Raw genomic sequence first — 19,263 nt, forward strand, 5'->3', positions numbered from 1 at the left:
CGGTGGATACCGCTCTCCTTGCGAACCGCCGGCGGGCTGTGAGACCTGCCAGATCTTGGAGAGGGCGTCGCGCCGTAGGGAGTGGCCGGTGCGAGAGCGGACCTTGTGAGAGCCGCCTAGAGCCGACTCAGGTCTCACAGAGCCGTTGCTGTCAGTATCGCTGTCACTGGAAATCAGAAACGCCCCGTAGCACGGATGCTCGGGGCGTTTTGGCTGTTCAGATGGTGTGGTCAGGGGCGGGGTCGAACCGCCGACCTTCCGCTTTTCAGGCGGACGCTCGTACCGACTGAGCTACCTGACCCGGTGGTGAGATGACACCTACCAGAGCGGTCCTGACGGGACTTGAACCCGCGACCTCCACCTTGACAGGGTGGCGAGCACTCCAAACTGCTCTACAGGACCTTGCTTGCCTTGCTTGTCACCGGGAGCTTGTGGCTCTCGGCCTTTGCGCTCGCTTAGCCTACCAGCTCTTCGGAGATCTTCGACCTCCGTCGTTCTGGCGAGCCGTGCTCGCGCGTGCCCCCAACGGGATTCGAACCCGTGCCGCCGCCTTGAAAGGGCGGTGTCCTAGGCCGCTAGACGATGGGGGCTCAGGACTCTCGCCCTGGATCCGTGACGCCTTCCGTCGGGGACTCCTGAAGCATAGGGGACTGCGCCCCAGATGCCAAAGTGGTCATCTTCTGGATGGTGTCGCGGTGGAGTCGACCGGCTTCGCTGGCGACGAGGCGACGAGCGGCTCCGGAAGAATTGTACGTCCAGGCTCGGGCTCGACGTTACGTTGAATCTGCACCCACTGCTCTCCGAAGCCGCCGAGCGTGACGTCGTCCCAGGCCTGGAGGCGATGGGTCTTCCTGTCGAAGTAGAGCACGGACGCCTGGATGGGCGTGGGCTCGTCGTGTTCCAGCCCGCGCAGGCCCGCGGCGCCGGTCGAGCCCTGGATCATGAGCCGGGTGCCGGACTTGAGCATCTCGGTGGAGCGTTCGTGCACGTGGCCGGCCAGGACGAGGGGGACGGCCCCGCTGAAGGCCCGTCCGATGGTGGGGTCGTGTACGGCGACGAGATCGGCGGTGATCTTCTTGGCGGCGTCGGCCCCAGCGGGCCCCGTGGTCGCCGCCGGAGAGGGGGAGGGGGACGGCGAGGGCCGCCTGGACGGGGGCGGGGAGCCGTGGCCGGGGGAACGGGACGGTCTGGCCGCCGCGTGCGGCGGCTTCCTGCCGGTGGGCGCGGCGTTCGCGGGGGACGTCAGCCGCTCGGCGTGGAAGCGTCCGAGATCCGTGAGCAGCTGGGCGTCCGACTTGACGTCGACAGACTTGTCGGGCGTGAACCGCGGGTCGCCCACGCCGTAGATCCGCAGGCCCTCCACGGTTTTCTCACCGCCGTCCAGGACGACGGCGTTCTTCTGCTGGGCGACGGCGTGCTGCGTGCCGATGGAGTCGTGGTTGCCGCGCACGTAAACGTACGGGACGCCGAGCTCGCCGATCTCCTCGACGAACTTGTTCTCGGCCTTGGTCCCGTGGTCGGCGATGTCGCCCGTGTCCAGCACCATATTGATCTTGAACTCATCCTTCAGTGAGCGGATCGTGCTCCAGGCGACGGGATTGAGATGAATGTCCGAGACATGCAGAACGCGCAACGTGTTGGGGTCCGGCGAGTACACCGGCAGGGTGGCGCCCGCGTGGTAGAGCTGCGAGACGTTGGTCACCAGCTTGGCGAGCTGCGTCCGGTACTCCGAGAAGCGGGTCACGATCGACTCGGCGCTGCCGATGAGCGAGGGGACACCGGTGAGCAGGCCGGTGTAGCGGGGCTCGGCGATGGATCGGGGGTTGAAGGTCAGCACCGCCAGCAGCGCGACGAGTCCCATCGCCACCAGGCTGCCCAGACCCGTCCACAAAGCGCTGCGCCAATGGCGGAACACGATGAGCCCCGCGAGCGCCCCTCCTGCCACCGCGAACAGCGTGGCCCTGATCACCAGCTCGCGCAGGCCCTCCTGAAGGTCCGCCTCGATCAGGTCCGGGAGGGTCTCCGCCCAGCGCGGACTCTCCAGGAGCCGCTGCGCCACGTCCGCGCGGATGCCGTCCAGGCTCAGGCCGAGCTGGATGGGCCCGTTATGGGAGTCGAAGCGCAGCGTGCCGAGGGGACGGATGTCCACGACCGTCTGGCCGCCCCACGAGGGCCGCAGGCTCATCCCGATCTCCGCGGGGCCCACGGCGGTGCGGACATGGGCGCCGATCGCGAGGCCGAGCCATGCCCCCGCCAACGCGACGACGGCGATGAGCAGGGCGTTCACACTGCGGCGCACGGCGCGCCGTTCGTTCAGCCGCTGAGCGGTCGCCTTCCAGCGCATCAGATTCATCGCCGTCTTGCCTACCCGAAAACCCGGCCCCACTCATAGCCACGACGAGTCAGCCCGCGTGTCGGCGCCAGTCAAGACGTCTGATCGCGGTTACGCGACGTCCCGCACCAATGACACGATTGACCGGTGGTGAAGGTTTCGCGGGAGAAGTTCGAGGAGCTCGTGGCCGAGGCGCTGGACACGATCCCGCCCGAGCTGGCCCAGGTCATGGAGAACGTCGTCATGGTCGTCGTCGACGATCCGCCCGAGCCGGGGCTGCTCGGGCTGTACACCGGCATCCCCCTGACCGAGCGGGGCGACTGGTACGCGGGGGTCCTCCCGGACCGCATCGAAATCTACCGGAACCCGATCTGCGAAATCTGCGAGACAGAGGACGAGGTCGTGGAAGAGGTGCAGATCACCGTGGTCCACGAGATCGCCCACCATTTCGGGATCGACGATGACCGTCTGCACGAGCTGGGCTGGTAGCCCCTCCCCTGCCGGAAGCCCGGTTCTCGTCCCGTCACAGTGCGGATCCGCCGGCGCCAAGGCGCCCGGCCGCTCTCGATGTCTGCCGCGTACCCGTACCCCGGGATGCCGCCGTCCATCCCATACCTGACGTCATCCGGACGTAGCGCACGAGGACGGGCTGGTCACGGCCCTTCGTGCCGCCATCGGGATTGCGAAACCAGCGGCGGACCGGGCACCGTAGGTGACATACTGAACACGGACTGTCAGGAACGGCCCAGCGAGCCCACCGGAGTCATATGGCGGCCATCAGGCCCAGCCGGCTGCCCGGGCGGCACCGCCGCTCGCCCGAAAGCCAGGCAACGTACGGCGAGGTCATCGCCATCGGCGAATTCCGTGCGCTGTGGCTCGGCCAGTGCCTGTCCTTGCTCGGCGACCAGCTCGCCCAGGTGGCGCTGGCGCTCCTCGTCTACGACCGGACGGGGTCTCCGCTGGCCACCGCGGCCGTGTACGCCCTGACCTATCTCCCGCCCATCCTCGGGGGTCCCGTGCTGGCCGGGCTCGCCGACCGGTTCGCGCGCCGCCGCATCATGATCGTGTGCGATCTGGCGCGAGCGGTGCTGGTGGGTCTGATGGCCCTGCCGAGCACGCCGTTCCCCGTGCTGTGCGTTCTGGTGTTCTGCGTCGTCCTGCTCAGTTCGCCCTTCACGGCCGCGCGCGCCGCGCTGCTGCCCGAGATCCTCGAGGGCGACCGGTACGTCGCCGGCTCGGCACTGCAGAACATGACGAACCAGGTGGTCCAGATGCTCGGGTTCGCCGCGGGCGCCGGAGTGATCGCCGCCATCGGCGCCTACGAAGGGCTCGCGCTGAATGCCGCGACCTTCCTGGCCTCCGGGCTGATCCTCACGCTCGGGCTGCGCCGGCGTCCCCCGCCGGCTCCCGAGGACGGCGTCCACGCGTCCATGTGGGCCATGACCAAGTCGGGCGCCCGGCTGGTCTTCGGCGACCGGCGGCTGCGCACTCTGGTGTTGTTCGCGTGGCTCTGCGGCTTCTACGTACTCCCCGAGGGCATCGCCGTGCCGTACGCCGTCACGCTGGGCGACGATGCTCGAGAGGTCACGTTGATCACCGGTCTGCTCATGGCCGCCATGCCGACCGGCACGGTCATCGGAGCCTTCGTGTTCAGCCGGTTCGTGGCCCCCACCGGACGCCTGCGCGCCATGGGGTGGATGGCCATGCTGAGCTGCGCGCCGCTCATCGGCTGCGCGACGCGGCCTCCGCTGGCCGTCGTCCTGGTCCTGTGGATGCTCGCGGGGCTCGGAGGGGCGTACCAGCTCGCGGCCAACGCCGCCTTCGTGCAATGCGTTCCGCCCGGCCGCCGCGGCCAGGCCTTCGGGCTGGTGCAGTCCGGCCTGCTGGCCGCCCAGGGCTTGGGCATCCTCATCGGAGGCGCCGCCGCGCAGGCACTCGGCCCAGAGCCGGTGGTCGCCCTCGCGGGGGCGGCCGGGCTGTGCGTCGCCGCACTGCTGGCCATGCTCTGGACCGAGACTCGCACCGAGATAATCACCAGGGTCCGCACCCAGGTGAGCTAGATGGTGGCGGGGGGCTCGTCCACCGGCGACTGCGGCCGGCTCGTCGGCGACTGCGACTGCGGCTGGGCGGCGGAGGGGGCCGTGTAGGGCGACTGGCCGGTGGGCTGGTCACCGTAGGGCGCGCGGCCGTCCTGCGGGGTCTGCGACGGCTGCCAGTACGAGGAGACCTGGTGCCAGGCGGACCCGTTGTCGCTCTTCTGCTTGTTGATGAGGTCCTGGACGATCGAGCCGTTCTTGCCCTCTTCGGGGATCAGCAGCCAGGCGACGGCGTAGATGCCGACGCCGAGGCCGCCGAAGAAGGTGGCGACGGCGAGCGCGAGGCGCAGGATGTTGGCGTCGATGCCGGTGAACTCGGCGGCGCCGGAGCACACGCCGGCGACGATCCTGCCTTCGCGGGTGCGGCGGAGTTCCTTGGTGGAGTGACCGTGGAGGTTCATCTCGTTCATGTCTCAAGACTGCCCCCGGGGCCCTTCTTCGCACATCGGGATTCCCCCTGGCCCGACCCTGGTGACGCCCTGAAGCCACGAGAGCCGAAGCCGCTGCTTGAGCCTTACCCTGACAGGGCACCACCTGTAGGTGAAGGCAGCGTCGCCCGGCACACGCCCCCTTGCCGCCCCGCGAGAGGTGGTAGGCGGTCGCGCAAGGCGCGGTACGCTCAGTACCCTGCAATCCATGCCGGGCCGCTAGCTCAATGGCAGAGCTGCGGACTTTTAATCCGTAGGTTCAGGGTTCGAGTCCCTGGCGGCCCACCTGCGAAAACACCCCCGGAGCGCCATGCGTCCGAGGGTGTTTGCTAACACCTTTGCTAACAGCGGCCCTACGGTGTCCCCTTCAGCGCCTGCGCGAAGACATCAGCCGCGGACGCTTCCGCCGACCGGATCACATGGGCGTACACCCTGAGCGTGATCGCAGGGTCCGCATGCCCGAGCCGGGCCGCCACCACATGCACCGGCACGCCGGCCAGCAAGAGGGTGGTGGCGTGGACATGCCGAAGGTCATGCAGCCGCGCGAACGGCAGCCGCTCTGCGGACGACTGAGCGGCGTTGTGCGCCTTCACGAGGTCCCGGATCAACTGGGTGACGGTGTCGGGGTAGATCGGCCGCCCGAAGCCCGTCGTGAAGACGTGGAGATCCTTGTCCCCGCTCCACTCCTCCCCCGCGGCTGCCTTGTCGGCCTCCTGCCGCGCCTGGTGCTCCCAGAGCACGGCAACAGTCTCGTCGTCGATGCTGACCACCCGAATCCGCCCGCTCTTCGTAGTGCCCTCGATGCGCTCACCATCCACGACACCCGCCGACCCGGCAATGGTGATCGTCTTTCCAACGAAATCAACATTCGACCAACGCAGATTGACCAGCTCACCGCGCCGGGCGCCGGTATAGGCGGCGAGATGGAAGAAGGCGAACAACCGATGCGATCCGGCTAGCGACAGGAACGTGCGGAGCTGTTCAGGGGTCCACACACTCCCCGGTTCGGCGTAGACGTGCTTCGGCCGCTTGGCCCGCTCTACGGGGTTCGACGTCAGAAGCTCTTCGACCTTCACGGCATCACCGAATGCCTTACGCAAGACCGCGTGAACATGGCTCACTGACCGCGTGGACAGCGACTGACCGCCCTTACCGCCCTTAGTGCTTAGGTGCCAGTAGAGCTTGGTGATCGCACACCGTGCCATTCCTTGGTCCGGTGCCGCAGACGGTCCCTGAGGTTTCGACGGCTTTCCTCTGACGATGGGGCTTGTTCCCGTTACGGTCAGTGCATGCTGGTTATCGAGGCGGCCCGCCGGGGTCGGCCGGAGGCGTGGCCACCGGGTTAGCGTCTGTGACGACTGCGGTGAGGGCTGCCAGGGATCCAGGCCGGGTCGGCCGGGATCGCACCCCAGGGTGTGTCGGATCGATCCCGACAGAATCAGGTCGGAGCCGATCCGTTTCCACGACGTCGAGCCGACGGATCAGCGCGCCGGCGCCTCCGCTGCGCCGGTCAGGCGGCTGAGCATTTCGACCCGTTGAGCGCGTACTCCACGGGCCGCGAGTTGGTGCCGGTCCAGGTGCCGATGAATCCGAAGGAGACGGTGGCCCCGCCCGCGATGTCCGGATTCCAGTCGGCGTGGGCGACCGTGGGGGACACGCCGTTGGATACTTGGACGGCGTTCCAGATCTGGGAGATCGTCTGGCCGTTGGCGAAGGTGAAGGTGAGCCGCCAGCCGTGGACGGTGGTCTTGCCGGTGTTGAGGATCTTCACGTCGGTGTGGAATCCGCCGGGCCATTGGCTGTTAATGGTGTAGGTGACCGTGCAGCTGGTGGGTGGGAGCACGGTCGGGCTCGGCACGGGGACACCGTAGTCGAGAGTGTTGGGCGCCGGCGAGATGTTGCCCGCCGCGTCCAGGGCGCTGACCCAGAAAGTGTGGAGGCCGGGGGCGGCGATGCTGAGGGTCTGGCTGGTCGTGGTGCCCGGAACGGTGACGAACTCGGCGTGGACCGTCCCGCCGACCTCGTACCACTGGTGGCCGACCAGGTAGCTCACGACAGGCGCGCTGCCGGCCGCGGCCCAACTCACGGTGGCGGTTGACCCGTTGACCGTCAGCATCTGATTGCCGGGGTAGCCGTACGGGTACCCACCAGACGGCGACGGCGACGGCGACGGCGGCAGGCAGGACGCCGACCAGCATCCCGTGGTGGCTTGGCCAAGTCCGGAGGCGTTGCCGGCAGCGTCCACGGCCGTGACCGTGTAGACCTCGTGCCCCTCAACGTGGCTGACCGCGAACGAGGTGCCCGTCACGAAGTAGCGGTAGAACTGTTCGGACTGGTTGATGTTGCGCAGGATGTAGTAGCCGACCACGCCGACGTTGTCGGTGGCGGGCGCCCAGCTGACCACGACGGTCGGTCCGCACTCGGTGAAGACCGGCCCGCCGTGCGGCGTGGGCGGCACGGTGTCGCCATTGGCCACGGCTGGGCTCGCCGTCCCCCATGGAATGAGCGCCGTCGGCGACGTGGGGCAGATGGTCGGCGTCGTGCTCGGGGTCGGCAGGACGCCCGCAGTGCTGCTCGGCGTGGGGGTGGCCACTGCGGGAACTGCGGACTGGATGGTCGCCGCACCGGCAGTGCCGGCGACCAGCCCGATGCCGGCGACCACGGCGGCCAGCATGGCGAGCACGACGCTCACGGAGCGCGCACGCGGACGAGGCCGGGTGGGGGCAGCCTCGGGTACAGGTATGACAGGTTGGTGGGTCATTGGGGCCTCCGGGGGACGGCTTCAGGTCTTGCTTGATGAGCCAATGGCCAATTTCTCCGCTTCTGAGTTCAGCACAGCGCCGCCAGAAAGATGGTGTGATGGGAACACTGACGACTTGATCGTTTTCCAGTTCTTTAAACACGCTGTGCCAGCGGTGGTCAAAGAATCGGTCCCGGTCCATTTTGAAGATCCGAAGCCCGTAGCCAGAACCAGTGGCGCGATGGCTGCCGTTGTTCCATCCAGTGACACGCATGGGTTGCTCCATCGGTCGATCTGGCTCCAGAGTCACGTCAGCGAAGTACAGCAACAGAGCCGCACAACTCCTCACTCCGACCCCCATTACCACGCGCCGGAACAGGACGAGGAGCTTCCCAGGTAGTGACTGGCTCCTGTTTGCAAGCAGGCACTCTGTTCCCAGCCCTGCTAACACGGGCGCTAACAGCGTCCGTAGACGTGGGTGGACACTAGTAGAAGATGATCAATAAATCATGCAGTGTCAGTAGGTGTGGCTGACATAGGCAGACATCAGTAGACGATTTTCGGACGACTTTTAATCCGTAGGTTCAGGATTCGAGTCCCTGGCGGCCCACCCATAATGACCTGGGCAGACTCCCAGATCTCCTGATCAGCAAGCCTGTCCGGGGTTGCAGTCCGGGTTGCAGTTGTCAGCACGGGGTTGCAGTCGCCGGCCTCAGTCATCCCACAGCGCCCGGCCGATCCGAGCCGCCACATTGCTTGCCGGCTTGGACGTCGCGTGGGTGTAGGGCACCTCGCAGGGCAAGGCCGCAGACACCCCGCCACATCCTCGTCTACAGCGGCGTGTTCCTCGCCGAGAACGCCGGCATCCTCCGCCTCATCGCCGAGCGGAACATCCTCAGGGAGATGGCATGTGGGAAGGCTGATCACGCTTACCGACAACGTCCGAACGTCTTTGACGTTTTCGCGCGGACAGTGATCTACTCCCTGCCCATGACGACTCTGACGAAGGTGCAGCCTGCCCCTGTCATCGACGAGATAGCGCGGCTGCTGACCGAGCACTACGTTTTCCCTGAGATAGCCGGGCAGCTCACCGGCGTGCTGCAACGACGCCTGGCCAAGGGCGCCTATGACGTCGACGGCGCGGAGGAGCTCGCCCGTCTGGTCACCGCGGACCTGCAGTCCGTCAACAACGACCAACACCTGAGACTGAAGCACCACGCCGACCCGGTGCCCCCCAAGCAGATGGAGGCGACTCTGGCCTCCATCCGCCGGGACTTCGACACCTCGCTGGGCGGTGCGCCCCGGGTGGAGTTGCTGGACGGAGGGATCGCCGTGGTGGAACTGGCGCCGATGCTGTTTCCGCTGGACTGGGCCGCCGAACCGCTGAGCGCCGCGCTCACCCTGGCCTCCCGCGCCCAGGCGCTGATCGTGGACCTTCGCGGCAACCGGGGCGGCGACCCGGACACCGTCGCCTTCATCTGCAGCTATCTCTTGGACGAGCGCACTCACCTCAACACCATGTACTGGCGCGACGGCGAGCGCAGCGAGCAGTCCTGGAGCCTGCCGCACGTTCCGGGCGCGCGTTTCGGCGGCAGCAAACCGTTGTACGTGCTGTCCAGCGACAGCACCTTCTCCGCCGCTGAAGAACTGGCCTACGACCTGCAACAGCTCGGCCGCGCAGTTGTCGTCGGCGAGCCCACCCGCGGCGGCGCACACCCGTGCAAGGGGTGGACCGTACACCCCCACCTGGAAGCCACGGTCCCCACCGGCCGCGCCATCAACCCCGTCTCCGGCACGAACTGGGAAGGCACCGGTGTGCGGCCCGACGTCCCTTGCGCCGCCGCGGAATCCCTCGACCAGGCGCACGCCCTGGCCCTCGCCCGACTGGCAGGCGACGATGGGCCCTCGCCGAGCGCGGATCGCTCTGTGAAGTCGCGTTGAACGGCATGTGCCTTTCTACGGCCGCGCCGTCGGCTGTGCCGCGGTGGGGTAGTCGCGCAATTCGATGCCGTTGGCCGCTTTCCGGATCGGCTTCATAATGGCTTCCATCACTCGTGCCTTGCCCGGCATGTGCGGCGCCATTCGCAGCATGAGGCCCTGCAGGCGCGCGCGGGTCCGGGAGGCGGGCACCATGCCCTTGGCGGCGGTGCGGCCCAGCCGCTGGTTCAGCTCGACGAACCCGCGCATCTCCTCCTCGTACCGTGCGAATGCGACCCGGTGGTCGCCCTGGGCGGCGGCTAACTCTCCGGCGAGCACGTAGGCGCCAACGAGGGCCATGCCGGTGCCTTGTCCGGACGCGGGTGAGGGGCAGTAAGCGGCGTCGCCCAGCAGCACCGTGCGCCCACGCGACCAGGAATCCATCCGTACCTGCGCCAGGGTGTCGAAGTAGAAGTCGCCCGCCTCCGGCATCGCGGCCAGCAACCGCGGCACCTCCCATCGGTGTCCGGTGAACGCCTCAGCGACGGCCTGCTGTTGGGCCGCCACGTCGTGCCGGTCGACGGGCCGTTGCGGCGCGGGGAAGAAGAACTGGGCCTTGGCCGCCGTCGCCGCCCGCACGCTGTAGACGTTCACCACGTGCCCGGCGGCCGACAGGACCATCTCCCAACGGTCCAGGCCCAGGTGGTTGGGGACGCCGAAGACCGCCACGCCCAGGCCGAGTCCCTCGGTGAACCGCTCCTCCGGGCCGAAGACGAGCGCGCGAGTGCCCGAATGCAGGCCGTCGGCCCCCACTACGAGGTCGAACGTACGCGGTGCCGCATCGCGGAACGTCACGCGCGTCCCGCAGCCCTCATCGGTGATCGAGGTGATCGTGTCGCCGAAGACATACTCGGCCTCGCCTCGGGTGCGGGCATGAAGGATCTCAGCCAGATCCCCGCGCATGATCTCCAGGTCTCCCGGGTCGCGAAACCCGATCATGTCCGGACCGAGTGTCGCGAGGGTCTTGCCCGCCCCGTTCAACCACGTCCCGCCCCGGATATCGGTCGACCGGCGCCGCACCTCGTCGAGAATCCCCATCCGCCGCGCCACCTCCACCGCCACCCCGCGCAGGTCCACCTTGTAACCGCCGGGGCGAGGCGTGGCGGCCCGCTCCACCACAGTCACTTCGAAGCCGTGGTGGCGCAGCCAGTACGCCAGGGCGGGACCGGCGACACTCGCGCCAGAGATGAGCACGTTCATGAACCCTCCATCTGTGTATGCCATACGCTCTATTGCGTATGACGTATACCTTACTGCGTATGCTATACACAGAGGTATGGATGTGGGCAAGATCGAGGAATCGGAGATCCCCGTCGGCATCGCGGTGGCCTGGGGGCTGCGGGACCGTCCCGGCAAGGGGCCCAAACCTGCCCTGAGCCTGCCCAGGATCGTCCAGGCAGGCTTGGACGTCGCCCGCGCCGACGGGCTGGCGGCGGTGTCCATGGCACGCGTGGCCAAGGAGGTCGGCGTGTCGACCATGGCTCTCTACCGCTATGTCGCGGCCAAGGACGTTTTGTTGGAACTCATGCAGGACGCCGCCTACGGGCCGCCGCCTGAGGCGACTGCGGACCAGGACTGGCGCGCTGGGCTGACCGAGTGGTCCTGGGCCATCCTGCATGCGATCAGGAGGCATCCATGGGTGCTGCAGATCCCTGTCAGCGGGGCTCCGCTGCTGCCCAACCAGATCACCTGGCTGGAGCGTGGACTCACATGCCTGAGCGGTACGGGCCTTGCCGAGTCCGAGAAGCTGTCGGTCGTCATGCTGCTGTCCGGCTATGTCCGGCAGTGGGCGGGCCTGTCAATCGCCGTCGGCGCGGCAGGGCCTGACCAGGCCGCGCGGTACGCCAAGACGCTCGCCCGCGTCATCGACCCGGTCCGTTTCCCCGCGGTCTCCGCCGCCATGGCCGCCGGTGCCGTCAACGACGAGTGGGACGACGGCGACACCGAGTTCGTCTTCGGCCTCGACCGCGTCCTGGACGGCATAGCCGCCCTCACCCACGCCCGCTCCTGACGCGCAATGGGCGACAACAGCGTGAGCATCACATGGCGACGTGGCGTTCGTGTCAGCTCGGTGTGGGGGTGTCCGAGCGGCTTTGTCACTGTTCGGGGAGAGGCTGCGGCTTGTCGAGGCCGGTCAGTCGGGTCAGGACGGTGAAGCCGTCGTCGGTGCCGGGCCAGTGCCGGCGCACGGCCTCCAGCCCGGAGCGGCGTACCACCGAGCGCAGTACGGCGGTGACGATGATGGCGTCGTCGGCGCACCCGAGGATGGGGATGAAGTCGGGGACGATGTCGATGGGGAAGGCCAGGTAGGCCAGAAGCAGCGCGAGCCGGACGCGGACGCCGCGGGGCAGGCCGGGGTCGGCGGCCAGGCGGCGCACCAGGCGCAGCACGTCGGGCAGCAGCCGCAGCGCCTCGCGCAGCAGGCCGCCGCGCGGCCGGACGAGGGCCAGCGTGCCAATGAGGACCAGCCAGGCGGCCAGCAGGGCGATCGCGATGCCGATGAGCAGGTCCCATCCCCATGACCCGGTCATGCCGGCCCCCCTCCGCCCACCTCAGGCACTGCGATGTCGATGAGCAGGTCCCGCCCCCATGAGCTGGTCATGCCAGCCTCGTTTCGCCCACGTCGGGCACTGCGATGCCGGTCTCGGCGGCCAGTGCGGCCTGTTCGAAGTCGGCGAGGTCGGTTTCGGCGTCGGCGATCGCGGCGCGTACGAGAGCGCCGGCGGGGGCGGCGAAGTAGTCGCGTGCGGCGATCTTGGCCAGCCAGGAGCGGAAGCGTTCCAGGTCGGCCTCCGACTCCTCCACCTCGGCGTAGGTGGCCCGGCCTCGCTCGCGTTCGCGCGCCAGCTCCTCGCGGAAGGCGGGAAGACGCTCCATCACCTCGGCGTACTCGGCATCGCGGGCGGCGTTGAACTCGCCGATGATCTGCCGCTTCTCGGCCGGGTCGGTGAGCGCCATCCGCAGCATCCGGGCCGTACCGCCCTGCCGGCGCACCCGGTCCAGCAGACGGCGCACCTGCCGGAGGGTCTGCTCGCGCTCCGGCAGCAGGCATACCGACTGTTGCAGGTACAGCCCACCCAGCGAGCGAAGCTTTCGCCACACCTGCACGCGCAGGGCCGGAGCGGCCCCGGCGGTGGACACGCTGACCAGCAACCAGCCCCGATCCTCCGTATCATCCGTCACGTCTTCATGTTACATCCGTAACATTCCCCGGCAGGCGCCAAATGCCGGTGGACGGACGAGGCCGATGGACCCGTCCTTCGACTAGGTGCCGCCCTCCCGTTACCCGGCTTCGTCGGGAACGCCTGCTGCCTGTGGTGGAGGACCGGTCGTCGCCGGCTCGAGGGCGCGGACGATTTCGGGGGCCGGGTGACGGGGGAGCAGCAGTGGGCTGACGAGGATGAGCAGGCCCGCGATGGTGATGGCCGTGCGTGGGCTGGTGGCGTCCGCGAGCAGTCCGCCGAGGGCGCTGAAGACGGCGATGGAGGCGTTGCCGCTGATCGACCAGGCCGACAGAGTGCGGGCGACGCGGTCCTGGGGAGTGTGCTCAAGTCGGTAGGTCGCCAGTACCGGGGTGTACAGGCTCATGCTGATGATGATCGCGAGCTCGACGGCGATCACGATCGCGAGGCCGGCGACACCAGGACGGACGAAGGCGAGGCCGACCAGCCAGACGGCGCGCAGCGTGCCGACCGTGCGCAGAACCCGGTGTTGGCCGTAGCGCGCCACGACCCGGCGGGCAAGGCGTGAGCCGATCAGTCCGCCGACACACGGAGCGGCGAAGGCGAGGCCGTACTGCCAGGGCGGGAAGCCGAGCTGGCGCAGCAGGAGCACGGCCAGCAGCGGCTCGGTGGCCATGATCAGCCCGTTGACGAGAAGGTTGTTGAAGTACAGGGCCCGCAGGCCGGGATGGGTCAGGATGTGCCGCCAGCCGTCGAGCAATTCGCCGGCTGCGACCCGGTTCTTACCGCTTCGCCGTGGAGGCTCTTCCCGGCCGCGGATGGCGGTGATGCTCAGGGCGGACAACAGGTAGCTGAGCGCATCGGCCACCACGGTCGTCACCGGCCCGAACAGGCCGATGGCCGCTCCGCCCAGCGGCGGGCCGACCGCGATCGAGCTCCACGTGGTCGACTCGAACCGCGCGTTGGCCACCAGCAGATCGTCCGGCCGGACCAGGGCCCGCAGGTAGGCGCCGCCGGCCGCATTGGAGGTGATCTTGGCGGCGGTGACCACGGCGGAGACGATCAGCAACTGGACGAACCCGAGCAGGCCGAAGGCGTAGGCGACCGGGATGGTCATCATGACCCCGAACCGGGTCAGGTCCATCGCGATCATGACCGGCCGTTTACGGCGGAACTCGACCCACGGTCCGAGCGGCAACGCGATCAGCATGCCCACCGCCGGTCCCGCGGCGGACAGCGCGGACACCTGAGCGGGGCCGGCGTGCAGCACCAGCACGGCTATCAGGGGAATCGCCCCGAACCCCAGCCCGGAGCCATAGGCGCTGACCGCGTAGGCAGCCCACAGCCACCCGAACCGCCGCCCCAGAGATCGTCTGGTCACGAAGCTCCCCGCCTCCCGCTATGGACAACCAATGGTTGACCGCTCCGATCAAAGCAAGCCAGGGAATGCAGATCAAACAACTAGGAGGACAGCCAGCCACAACTAACCGTTGTGTACTCACGGTTTGGCACGTAGATCGCGAAGCCGTACGCACATTCGTTCGGCACGTTCTCGCGGGGGCATGCGGGGGGCGGCGGAAGGTGAGATCGGCGGTCGGGTGGTGGTGTGGGAGATGAGTGAACCGGCGTACTTCGGGGTTGGCGGGCGGGGTTCTGACTGGGGCATTGACAGGGGGACCCGGCTGATCGTAGCCTCGGCGCGAGCCCATTGTTAGTAAACTTTCTTAAAGAAAGGGCTTCTCGGCGGTCTGAGGGCTCCCGCTCGTCCCCACGATGGCACGGTGGCGCGGTCGCCCGTCGGCGCGTACGCGATGGCAGGGCACGGCACCAGCGGCCATCACCACTCTCGGCACCAGCCACCCCCCACCGGCGAAGGATCCACTGTGCCCAGAAGCTTCGTGAAACGCTCTCTCACCGCACTGCTCGGCGTCACGGCCGCGGCCTGCCTCGGCCTTCCGGCCGCTCCGGCCAGCAGCGCCGCCACCCGGCAGGCCGCCGCCCCGTTCAAGGTGCTCGCCTTCTACAACGGCACCTGGGACGCCGCCCACATCGACTTCGACAAAGAGGCCAGGGACTGGTTCCCCGCGGCCGGCGCGCAGAACGGCTTCACCTGGGAGGCGACCACCGACTGGAGCCGTCTCAGCGCCACGGGGCTGTCGCAGTACAAGGTGATCATGTTCCTGGACGACGCCCCGCCCGCGAGCCAGCGCGCCGCGTTCCAGACCTACATGCAGAACGGCGGGGCGTGGATGGGCTTCCACGTCAGCGCGTGGACCGACAACCCCGGCTCGTGGAGCTGGTACTACAACACCTTCCTCGGTTCGGGCGCGTTCCAGACCAACACCTGGGGGCCGACCGCCGAGACCCTGAAGGTCGAGGATCGCGGCCATCCGTCCACGGCGGGGCTGCCGGCCACCATCCAGTCGTCGGTGAGCGAGTGGTACTCCTGGAGCCGCGACCTGCGGCAGAACCCCGACATCGACATCCTGGCGTCGATCGACGCCTCGAGCTTCCCGGTGGGTGACGACCCGAACCAGCAATGGCGCAGCGGGTTCTACCCGATCTTGTGGACCAACAAGAACTACAAGATGCTGTACGCCAACTTCGGGCACAACGGGATGAACTACTCCACGAACACGCGCACGTCCTCGACCTTCGCGAGTCCTCAGCAGAACCAGTGGCTGATCAACGGCCTGCTCTGGCTGGCCGGCGCGGGCGGCACCACGCCTCCCCCGACCGACACGATCTCCCCCACCACGTGGTACTCGGTGGTCAACAAGAACAGCGGCAAGTGCGTCGACGCCCGCGCGGCCGGGACGGTCAACGGGACCGCGATCCAGCAGTACACCTGCAACGCGACCAACGCGCAGCAGTACCAGTTCGCGCCGACGAGCGGAGGCTTCGTCCGGGTGAACAACCGCGGCAACAGCGCCCAGGTGCTCGACGTGAAGGATGTGTCGACCGCCGACAACGCCCCCATCCAGACCTGGACCTACAGCGGCGGCAACAACCAGCAGTGGCAGCCGGTGTCCGAGGGCGGCGGCTACTACCACTTCGTCAACCGCAACAGCGGTAAGTGCCTCGACGTGCCGGCCGCCTCGAGCGCCGACAGCGTCCAGCTCGTCCAGTACGCCTGCAACGGCACGGCCGCCCAGTCCTTCCGGCTGGCCGCACAGAGCTGAGCAGGCGGTACCCGAAACGAACACCGGCGTCCCGTCGGTACCCGAACCACCACCGGCGTCCCGCCGTCGCCACGCCCTGGCGACGGCGGGACGTTCGCGAGCCGACCGCCGCCGGGTCAGCGCGACGATCCGCCGGGTCAGCGCGAGAAGCCGGATCAGCGCGAGAAGCGGGCGAGGAGGAGGGTCAGCCGCCGGTCGTGGTCGTCGCGGCGGAGCCTGCCGTTGCGCATGAGCGTGAGAAGCCCGTGCAACGCGCTCCAGAACGTCTCGGTGAGCGTCTCAAGGTCGTCGTCCCGCGCGAGAGGGCGCAGGGCTTCGCGCAGCTCGCCGAAGCCCTCCCGCAGGGCGGGCGGCGCCTGCGCGGTGGCGAACGGCAGATCGACGGCGTGGGTGAACATCGCGTCGTACAACGCGGGCCGCCGTGCGGCGAACAGCGCGTACGCGGCGCCGACGTCGGCAAGGGCCTGGCGGGGATCGGCCGCCGCCGTGCGCGCCGCGCGCAGCTCGGCGGCGAGGTCGGCGAAGCCCTCGACCGCGACCGCCGCCATGATGGCGTCCTTGCCCTTGAAGTGGCTGTAGAGGACCGGCTGGCTGTACTCGATCTCCTCGGCGAGCCGCCGCGTGGTCACCGCCTCCCAGCCTTCCGACTCGGCCAGTTCGCGCGCGGCCGTGACGATCAGCCGTTCCCGCTCCGCTCGTTCGCGCTCCCGGCGCTCCTGGATGGACACGACCGACATTCTAGCGCCGCTAGCGCGCCTGCCATCGATACGTTAGTGTCGCTCTTGTATCTAGCACTGCTAGCGAGGAGACGTCGTGCTCACCCCCATCGCGTACGGACTGGCCATCGTGCTGGACGTGTTCATCCTGTTCATCGGCGCCCGCTTCCTGCTCGCGCCGCACGCCGCGGCCGCCGGCTACGGCGTGCCGGCCCGGAAGGACGGAGACCCCGCCTACCTCTCCATCAAGGGCCTGCGCGACCTCACTTATGGCGTGCTCGGCCTGGCCCTGCTGGCCTTCGCGGGCGCCCGCGCCGAAGCATGGTTCATGCTGGTCGTAGCCCTGGCGCCCCTCGGCGACACCCTCATCGTGCTGCGCAACGGCGGCACCAGGGTGGTCGCCTTCGGCATCCACTTCGCCACCGCCGTGATCGTCCTGATCAGCGCCGCCCTGCTGTTCGCCGTGTGAGGTCCGCGGCTCTCGTGCCGGGCCTCAGAGAAGAGGTCCGCGGCTCTGGTGCCCGGCCTCAGGGAAGCGGCCGCCGAGGTGCGTGCCGGATGTGGACATGGCCGTCATCGGGGAACGGAGGCCGGGCGGGGACGATCTCGTCGAGGGCGTATCCGCACTTCTGCGCCACCCGGCACGAGGCGAGATTGCCCACCTGGTGCAGCAGCCGCAGGCGACGCAGCCCCTGGGGGGCGAAACGCTCGAAGGCCCAGGTGGTGAGCGCCTCCACGGCCCGGCCGGCGACGCCCCGGCCGCGCGCCGCGCGAGCGGTCCAGTAACCGACGTCGGCGTGGTGCCCGCCGGCGACCAGCCCTTTCACCGCCACGTTGCCCACCAGACGGGAGCCGCCTTCCGGCTCCGCCTCCACGACCGCGAAGCTCAGCCGGTGGCCCTCGCTCCAGCCCTTCCACTGGATCTCCAGCCAGCGCCGGGCGTCCTGCTCATCGGTGACGTGGAGCCTGGTCCACTGGCGCATGACCGGATCGCGGTAGGCCGCGATCAGTTCGGGAATGTCCTGGTCCGTCCAGGGCCGAAGCACCAGAGACGAACCCTGTCCATGCGGAGCGGCATGCAGGACGACGGTCATGCGTCCTCCTCCCCTGGGGGCACGGTCTCGTGCGATCGCGAAGCTAGCTCAGGGAACGGCGAGCGGCAAACCGGCCTGGGCGAACATCCCCCGTCGCGATCCACGACGTCCGTGGGGCCGGCGGGAACGGATCACCGGCGCACGGCGGCGCGCCCATCGGCACGCTGAGGACGATCACCGCCCGGCCGCCGGCTTTCGACGGGGCGCGGGGCGGTCTCTCGAGGGCAGGAGGGCCACCTGGTAGCGGTCGCGGTAGATCACCTGGGATCTCGCCGGGTTCTTGACGCGGATCACGCGAATGGTGTGCCCACGGGCCCGCAGGCCCGCCGCGAGGTCTCTCCCGTAGACCCGCCAGCCCTCCTCGGTGAACCAGAACCTGGCCCGCCGGTTCTCGATGTACGGCATCGGCAGGTCGCCCAGGACGGCATTGCTGCCGGCCATCACCCAGGCGCCGCCGAGCCGGGTGCCGGAGGGGTCGTCTTTCTGTTCGTCCGTCGCGGTGACGTCGACCCAGCGCCGGACGCTGTCGGCAAGGACGCGGTACAGCATGATGCCAGGATGCGGCAGCACCCCTGGTGATTTCAGTACATGGGAGGAGACTCGTGGTACAGCGCCGGCCGTGAGCGTCGGGCCCTGAGCGCCGGCGTGCGCGGATCAGCCCTGGCCTGTGGGACGGATGATCAGGTCGTTGACGTCGATGCCGTCCGGCTGGGCGATCGCGTACGCGATGGCGTCGGCGACGGCGGCGGCGGGGATGCCCAGCCGCTCCGACATCTCGTGCACGGCGGCGCGCACCTCCGGGTCGCCGCCGTGGTCGGTGAGCTCGGTCCGGGTGTAGCCCGGGGACACGAGGGTCACCCGGATGTCCCGGCTCTCCTGCCGCAGCCCTTCGGACAGCGCCCGGACGGCGTACTTGGTGGCGCAGTAGACGGCCGCGGTCGGGTCCACCCGGTGCGCCGACGTCGAGGCGACGTTGACGATGTGGCCGGCGCCCCGGGCGCGCATGAGCGGCAGGACCGCCGCGATCCCGTGCAGGGTGCCGCGCAGGTTGACGTCGATCATCTGGTTCCAGTCGTCCACGCGCAGCGCGTCGACGGTGGACAGCGGCATGACGCCGGCGTTGTTGACGAGCACGTCGACGCGGCCGTGCCGGTCGTGCGCCTGCCCGGCGAAGGCGCGCACGCTGTCGAGCCTGGTCACGTCGAGGTGTCCATGGTCGGCGCGGCCGCCCGCCGCGCGGAGCTCCTCGGCGAGGACGGCGAGCCGGTCCACGCGCCGCGCGCCGAGCACGACGTGGTGCCCGTCCGCGGCCAGCCGGCGGGCGGTCGCCTCGCCGATGCCGCTGCTCGCGCCGGTGATGAGGACGATCTTGCCGTCGACGGGCGACGGGCCGTTGATGCTGGTCATGTGGACTCCTGCCAGAGGTGGAAGACGCGGAGGTGCGCCGCGTCCACCCTGTGGCCGTCGCCCGCGCGGAGGAAGGCCGTGTCTTCCTGGGTGCGCCACACCCAGGAAG

Annotated in this window: 18 protein-coding genes and 4 tRNA genes; 7 read left to right on the forward strand and 15 right to left on the reverse strand. The window is 68.8% G+C overall.

The features are described from left to right. Positions 1-227 precede the first annotated feature (227 nt). From ABZU32_RS24415 to ABZU32_RS24430, 4 genes are all read right to left on the reverse strand, one after another. Positions 228-301 (reverse strand) — tRNA-Phe (locus ABZU32_RS24415). Positions 302-327: 26 nt separating this feature from the next. Then, a tRNA-Asp gene (locus tag ABZU32_RS24420) sits at positions 328-402 on the reverse strand. A 115-nt stretch (positions 403-517) separates the two neighbouring features. Further along, positions 518-590, reverse strand: a tRNA-Glu gene (locus ABZU32_RS24425). Between the two features lie 83 nt (positions 591-673). Next, complete coding sequence (locus ABZU32_RS24430) at positions 674-2,353, reverse strand: metallophosphoesterase (RefSeq protein ID WP_354925335.1); 1,680 nt, start codon at positions 2,351-2,353, stop codon at positions 674-676. Between the two features lie 126 nt (positions 2,354-2,479). On the opposite strand from ABZU32_RS24430, the gene ABZU32_RS24435 reads away from it, so the two are divergent. Both ABZU32_RS24435 and ABZU32_RS24440 read left to right on the forward strand, forming a co-directional pair. Further along, a complete protein-coding gene (locus ABZU32_RS24435) occupies positions 2,480-2,821 on the forward strand; it encodes a metallopeptidase family protein (protein WP_354925337.1) in 342 nt (113 codons plus the stop codon). Between the two features lie 278 nt (positions 2,822-3,099). Beyond that, entirely contained in the window at positions 3,100-4,392 is a 1,293-nt protein-coding gene (locus ABZU32_RS24440) for an MFS transporter (RefSeq protein ID WP_354925339.1), read from the forward strand. On the opposite strand, the gene ABZU32_RS24445 is transcribed toward ABZU32_RS24440, so the two are convergent. After that, complete coding sequence (locus tag ABZU32_RS24445; protein WP_354925342.1) at positions 4,389-4,838, reverse strand: PspC domain-containing protein; 450 nt, start codon at positions 4,836-4,838, stop codon at positions 4,389-4,391. The two genes, ABZU32_RS24440 and ABZU32_RS24445, sit on opposite strands and share 4 nt — an antisense overlap. Before the next feature lie 231 nt (positions 4,839-5,069). On the opposite strand from ABZU32_RS24445, the gene ABZU32_RS24450 reads away from it, so the two are divergent. Further along, positions 5,070-5,141, forward strand: a tRNA-Lys gene (locus ABZU32_RS24450). Positions 5,142-5,209: 68 nt separating this feature from the next. Here the strand turns inward: ABZU32_RS24450 and ABZU32_RS24455 are convergent. Continuing rightward, positions 5,210-5,932, reverse strand: a complete 723-nt coding sequence (locus ABZU32_RS24455; RefSeq protein ID WP_354925345.1) for a site-specific integrase — start codon at positions 5,930-5,932, stop codon at positions 5,210-5,212. Positions 5,933-6,366: 434 nt separating this feature from the next. Continuing rightward, positions 6,367-7,548 carry a cellulose binding domain-containing protein gene (locus ABZU32_RS24460; protein ID WP_354925348.1) on the reverse strand — a complete coding sequence of 394 codons (1,182 nt, stop codon included), beginning with the start codon at positions 7,546-7,548 and terminating at the stop codon, positions 6,367-6,369. Between the two features lie 1,038 nt (positions 7,549-8,586). On the opposite strand from ABZU32_RS24460, the gene ABZU32_RS24465 reads away from it, so the two are divergent. Next, on the forward strand, positions 8,587-9,537 hold the full coding sequence (locus ABZU32_RS24465; protein ID WP_354925351.1) for a S41 family peptidase: 951 nt from the start codon (positions 8,587-8,589) through the stop codon (positions 9,535-9,537). A 15-nt stretch (positions 9,538-9,552) separates the two neighbouring features. Here the strand turns inward: ABZU32_RS24465 and ABZU32_RS24470 are convergent, their stop codons facing one another. Next, entirely contained in the window at positions 9,553-10,773 is a 1,221-nt protein-coding gene (locus tag ABZU32_RS24470; RefSeq protein ID WP_354925354.1) for an FAD-dependent monooxygenase, read from the reverse strand. Between the two features lie 76 nt (positions 10,774-10,849). Here ABZU32_RS24470 and ABZU32_RS24475 point away from each other — a divergent pair, with 76 nt between their 5' ends. After that, entirely contained in the window at positions 10,850-11,584 is a 735-nt protein-coding gene (locus ABZU32_RS24475; protein WP_354925357.1) for a TetR/AcrR family transcriptional regulator, read from the forward strand. A gap of 85 nt (positions 11,585-11,669) precedes the next feature. On the opposite strand, the gene ABZU32_RS24480 is transcribed toward ABZU32_RS24475, so the two are convergent. The 3 genes from ABZU32_RS24480 to ABZU32_RS24490 form a co-directional block, all read right to left on the reverse strand. Further along, positions 11,670-12,104, reverse strand: coding sequence for a DUF1232 domain-containing protein (locus ABZU32_RS24480; RefSeq protein WP_354925360.1), 435 nt, complete (start codon positions 12,102-12,104; stop codon positions 11,670-11,672). Positions 12,105-12,171: 67 nt separating this feature from the next. Then, positions 12,172-12,756 carry a Chromate resistance protein ChrB gene (locus ABZU32_RS24485; RefSeq protein WP_354925363.1) on the reverse strand — a complete coding sequence of 195 codons (585 nt, stop codon included), beginning with the start codon at positions 12,754-12,756 and terminating at the stop codon, positions 12,172-12,174. Positions 12,757-12,855: 99 nt separating this feature from the next. Continuing rightward, positions 12,856-14,136 (reverse strand): MFS transporter, encoded by a 1,281-nt coding sequence (locus ABZU32_RS24490; protein WP_354925366.1) that lies wholly within the window; start codon positions 14,134-14,136, stop codon positions 12,856-12,858. 502 nt (positions 14,137-14,638) lie between these two features. On the opposite strand from ABZU32_RS24490, the gene ABZU32_RS24495 reads away from it, so the two are divergent. Further along, positions 14,639-15,937, forward strand: coding sequence for an RICIN domain-containing protein (locus ABZU32_RS24495; RefSeq protein WP_354925370.1), 1,299 nt, complete (start codon positions 14,639-14,641; stop codon positions 15,935-15,937). A gap of 155 nt (positions 15,938-16,092) precedes the next feature. Here the strand turns inward: ABZU32_RS24495 and ABZU32_RS24500 are convergent, their stop codons facing one another. Next, entirely contained in the window at positions 16,093-16,665 is a 573-nt protein-coding gene (locus ABZU32_RS24500) for a TetR/AcrR family transcriptional regulator (protein ID WP_354925373.1), read from the reverse strand. A gap of 85 nt (positions 16,666-16,750) precedes the next feature. Between ABZU32_RS24500 and ABZU32_RS24505 the strand changes: the two genes are divergently transcribed. Next, positions 16,751-17,122 (forward strand): DUF4267 domain-containing protein, encoded by a 372-nt coding sequence (locus ABZU32_RS24505; protein WP_354925376.1) that lies wholly within the window; start codon positions 16,751-16,753, stop codon positions 17,120-17,122. A gap of 58 nt (positions 17,123-17,180) precedes the next feature. Here ABZU32_RS24505 and ABZU32_RS24510 read toward each other — a convergent pair whose 3' ends face one another. The 3 genes from ABZU32_RS24510 to ABZU32_RS24520 form a co-directional block, all read right to left on the reverse strand. Next, the gene (locus ABZU32_RS24510) at positions 17,181-17,747 is read right to left on the reverse strand and encodes a GNAT family N-acetyltransferase (protein ID WP_354925379.1); all 567 of its coding nucleotides are present in this window, start codon (positions 17,745-17,747) and stop codon (positions 17,181-17,183) included. 174 nt (positions 17,748-17,921) lie between these two features. Beyond that, positions 17,922-18,296, reverse strand: a complete 375-nt coding sequence (locus tag ABZU32_RS24515) for a hypothetical protein (protein ID WP_354925382.1) — start codon at positions 18,294-18,296, stop codon at positions 17,922-17,924. 105 nt (positions 18,297-18,401) lie between these two features. Further along, positions 18,402-19,154: an SDR family oxidoreductase gene (locus tag ABZU32_RS24520; protein WP_354925385.1), complete on the reverse strand. Its 753-nt coding sequence runs from the start codon at positions 19,152-19,154 to the stop codon at positions 18,402-18,404. Positions 19,155-19,263 lie beyond the last annotated feature (109 nt).

The organism is Sphaerisporangium sp. NPDC005288 (assembly GCF_040607475.1).
Taxonomy (GTDB): Bacteria; Actinomycetota; Actinomycetes; order Streptosporangiales; family Streptosporangiaceae; genus Sphaerisporangium; species Sphaerisporangium rhizosphaerae.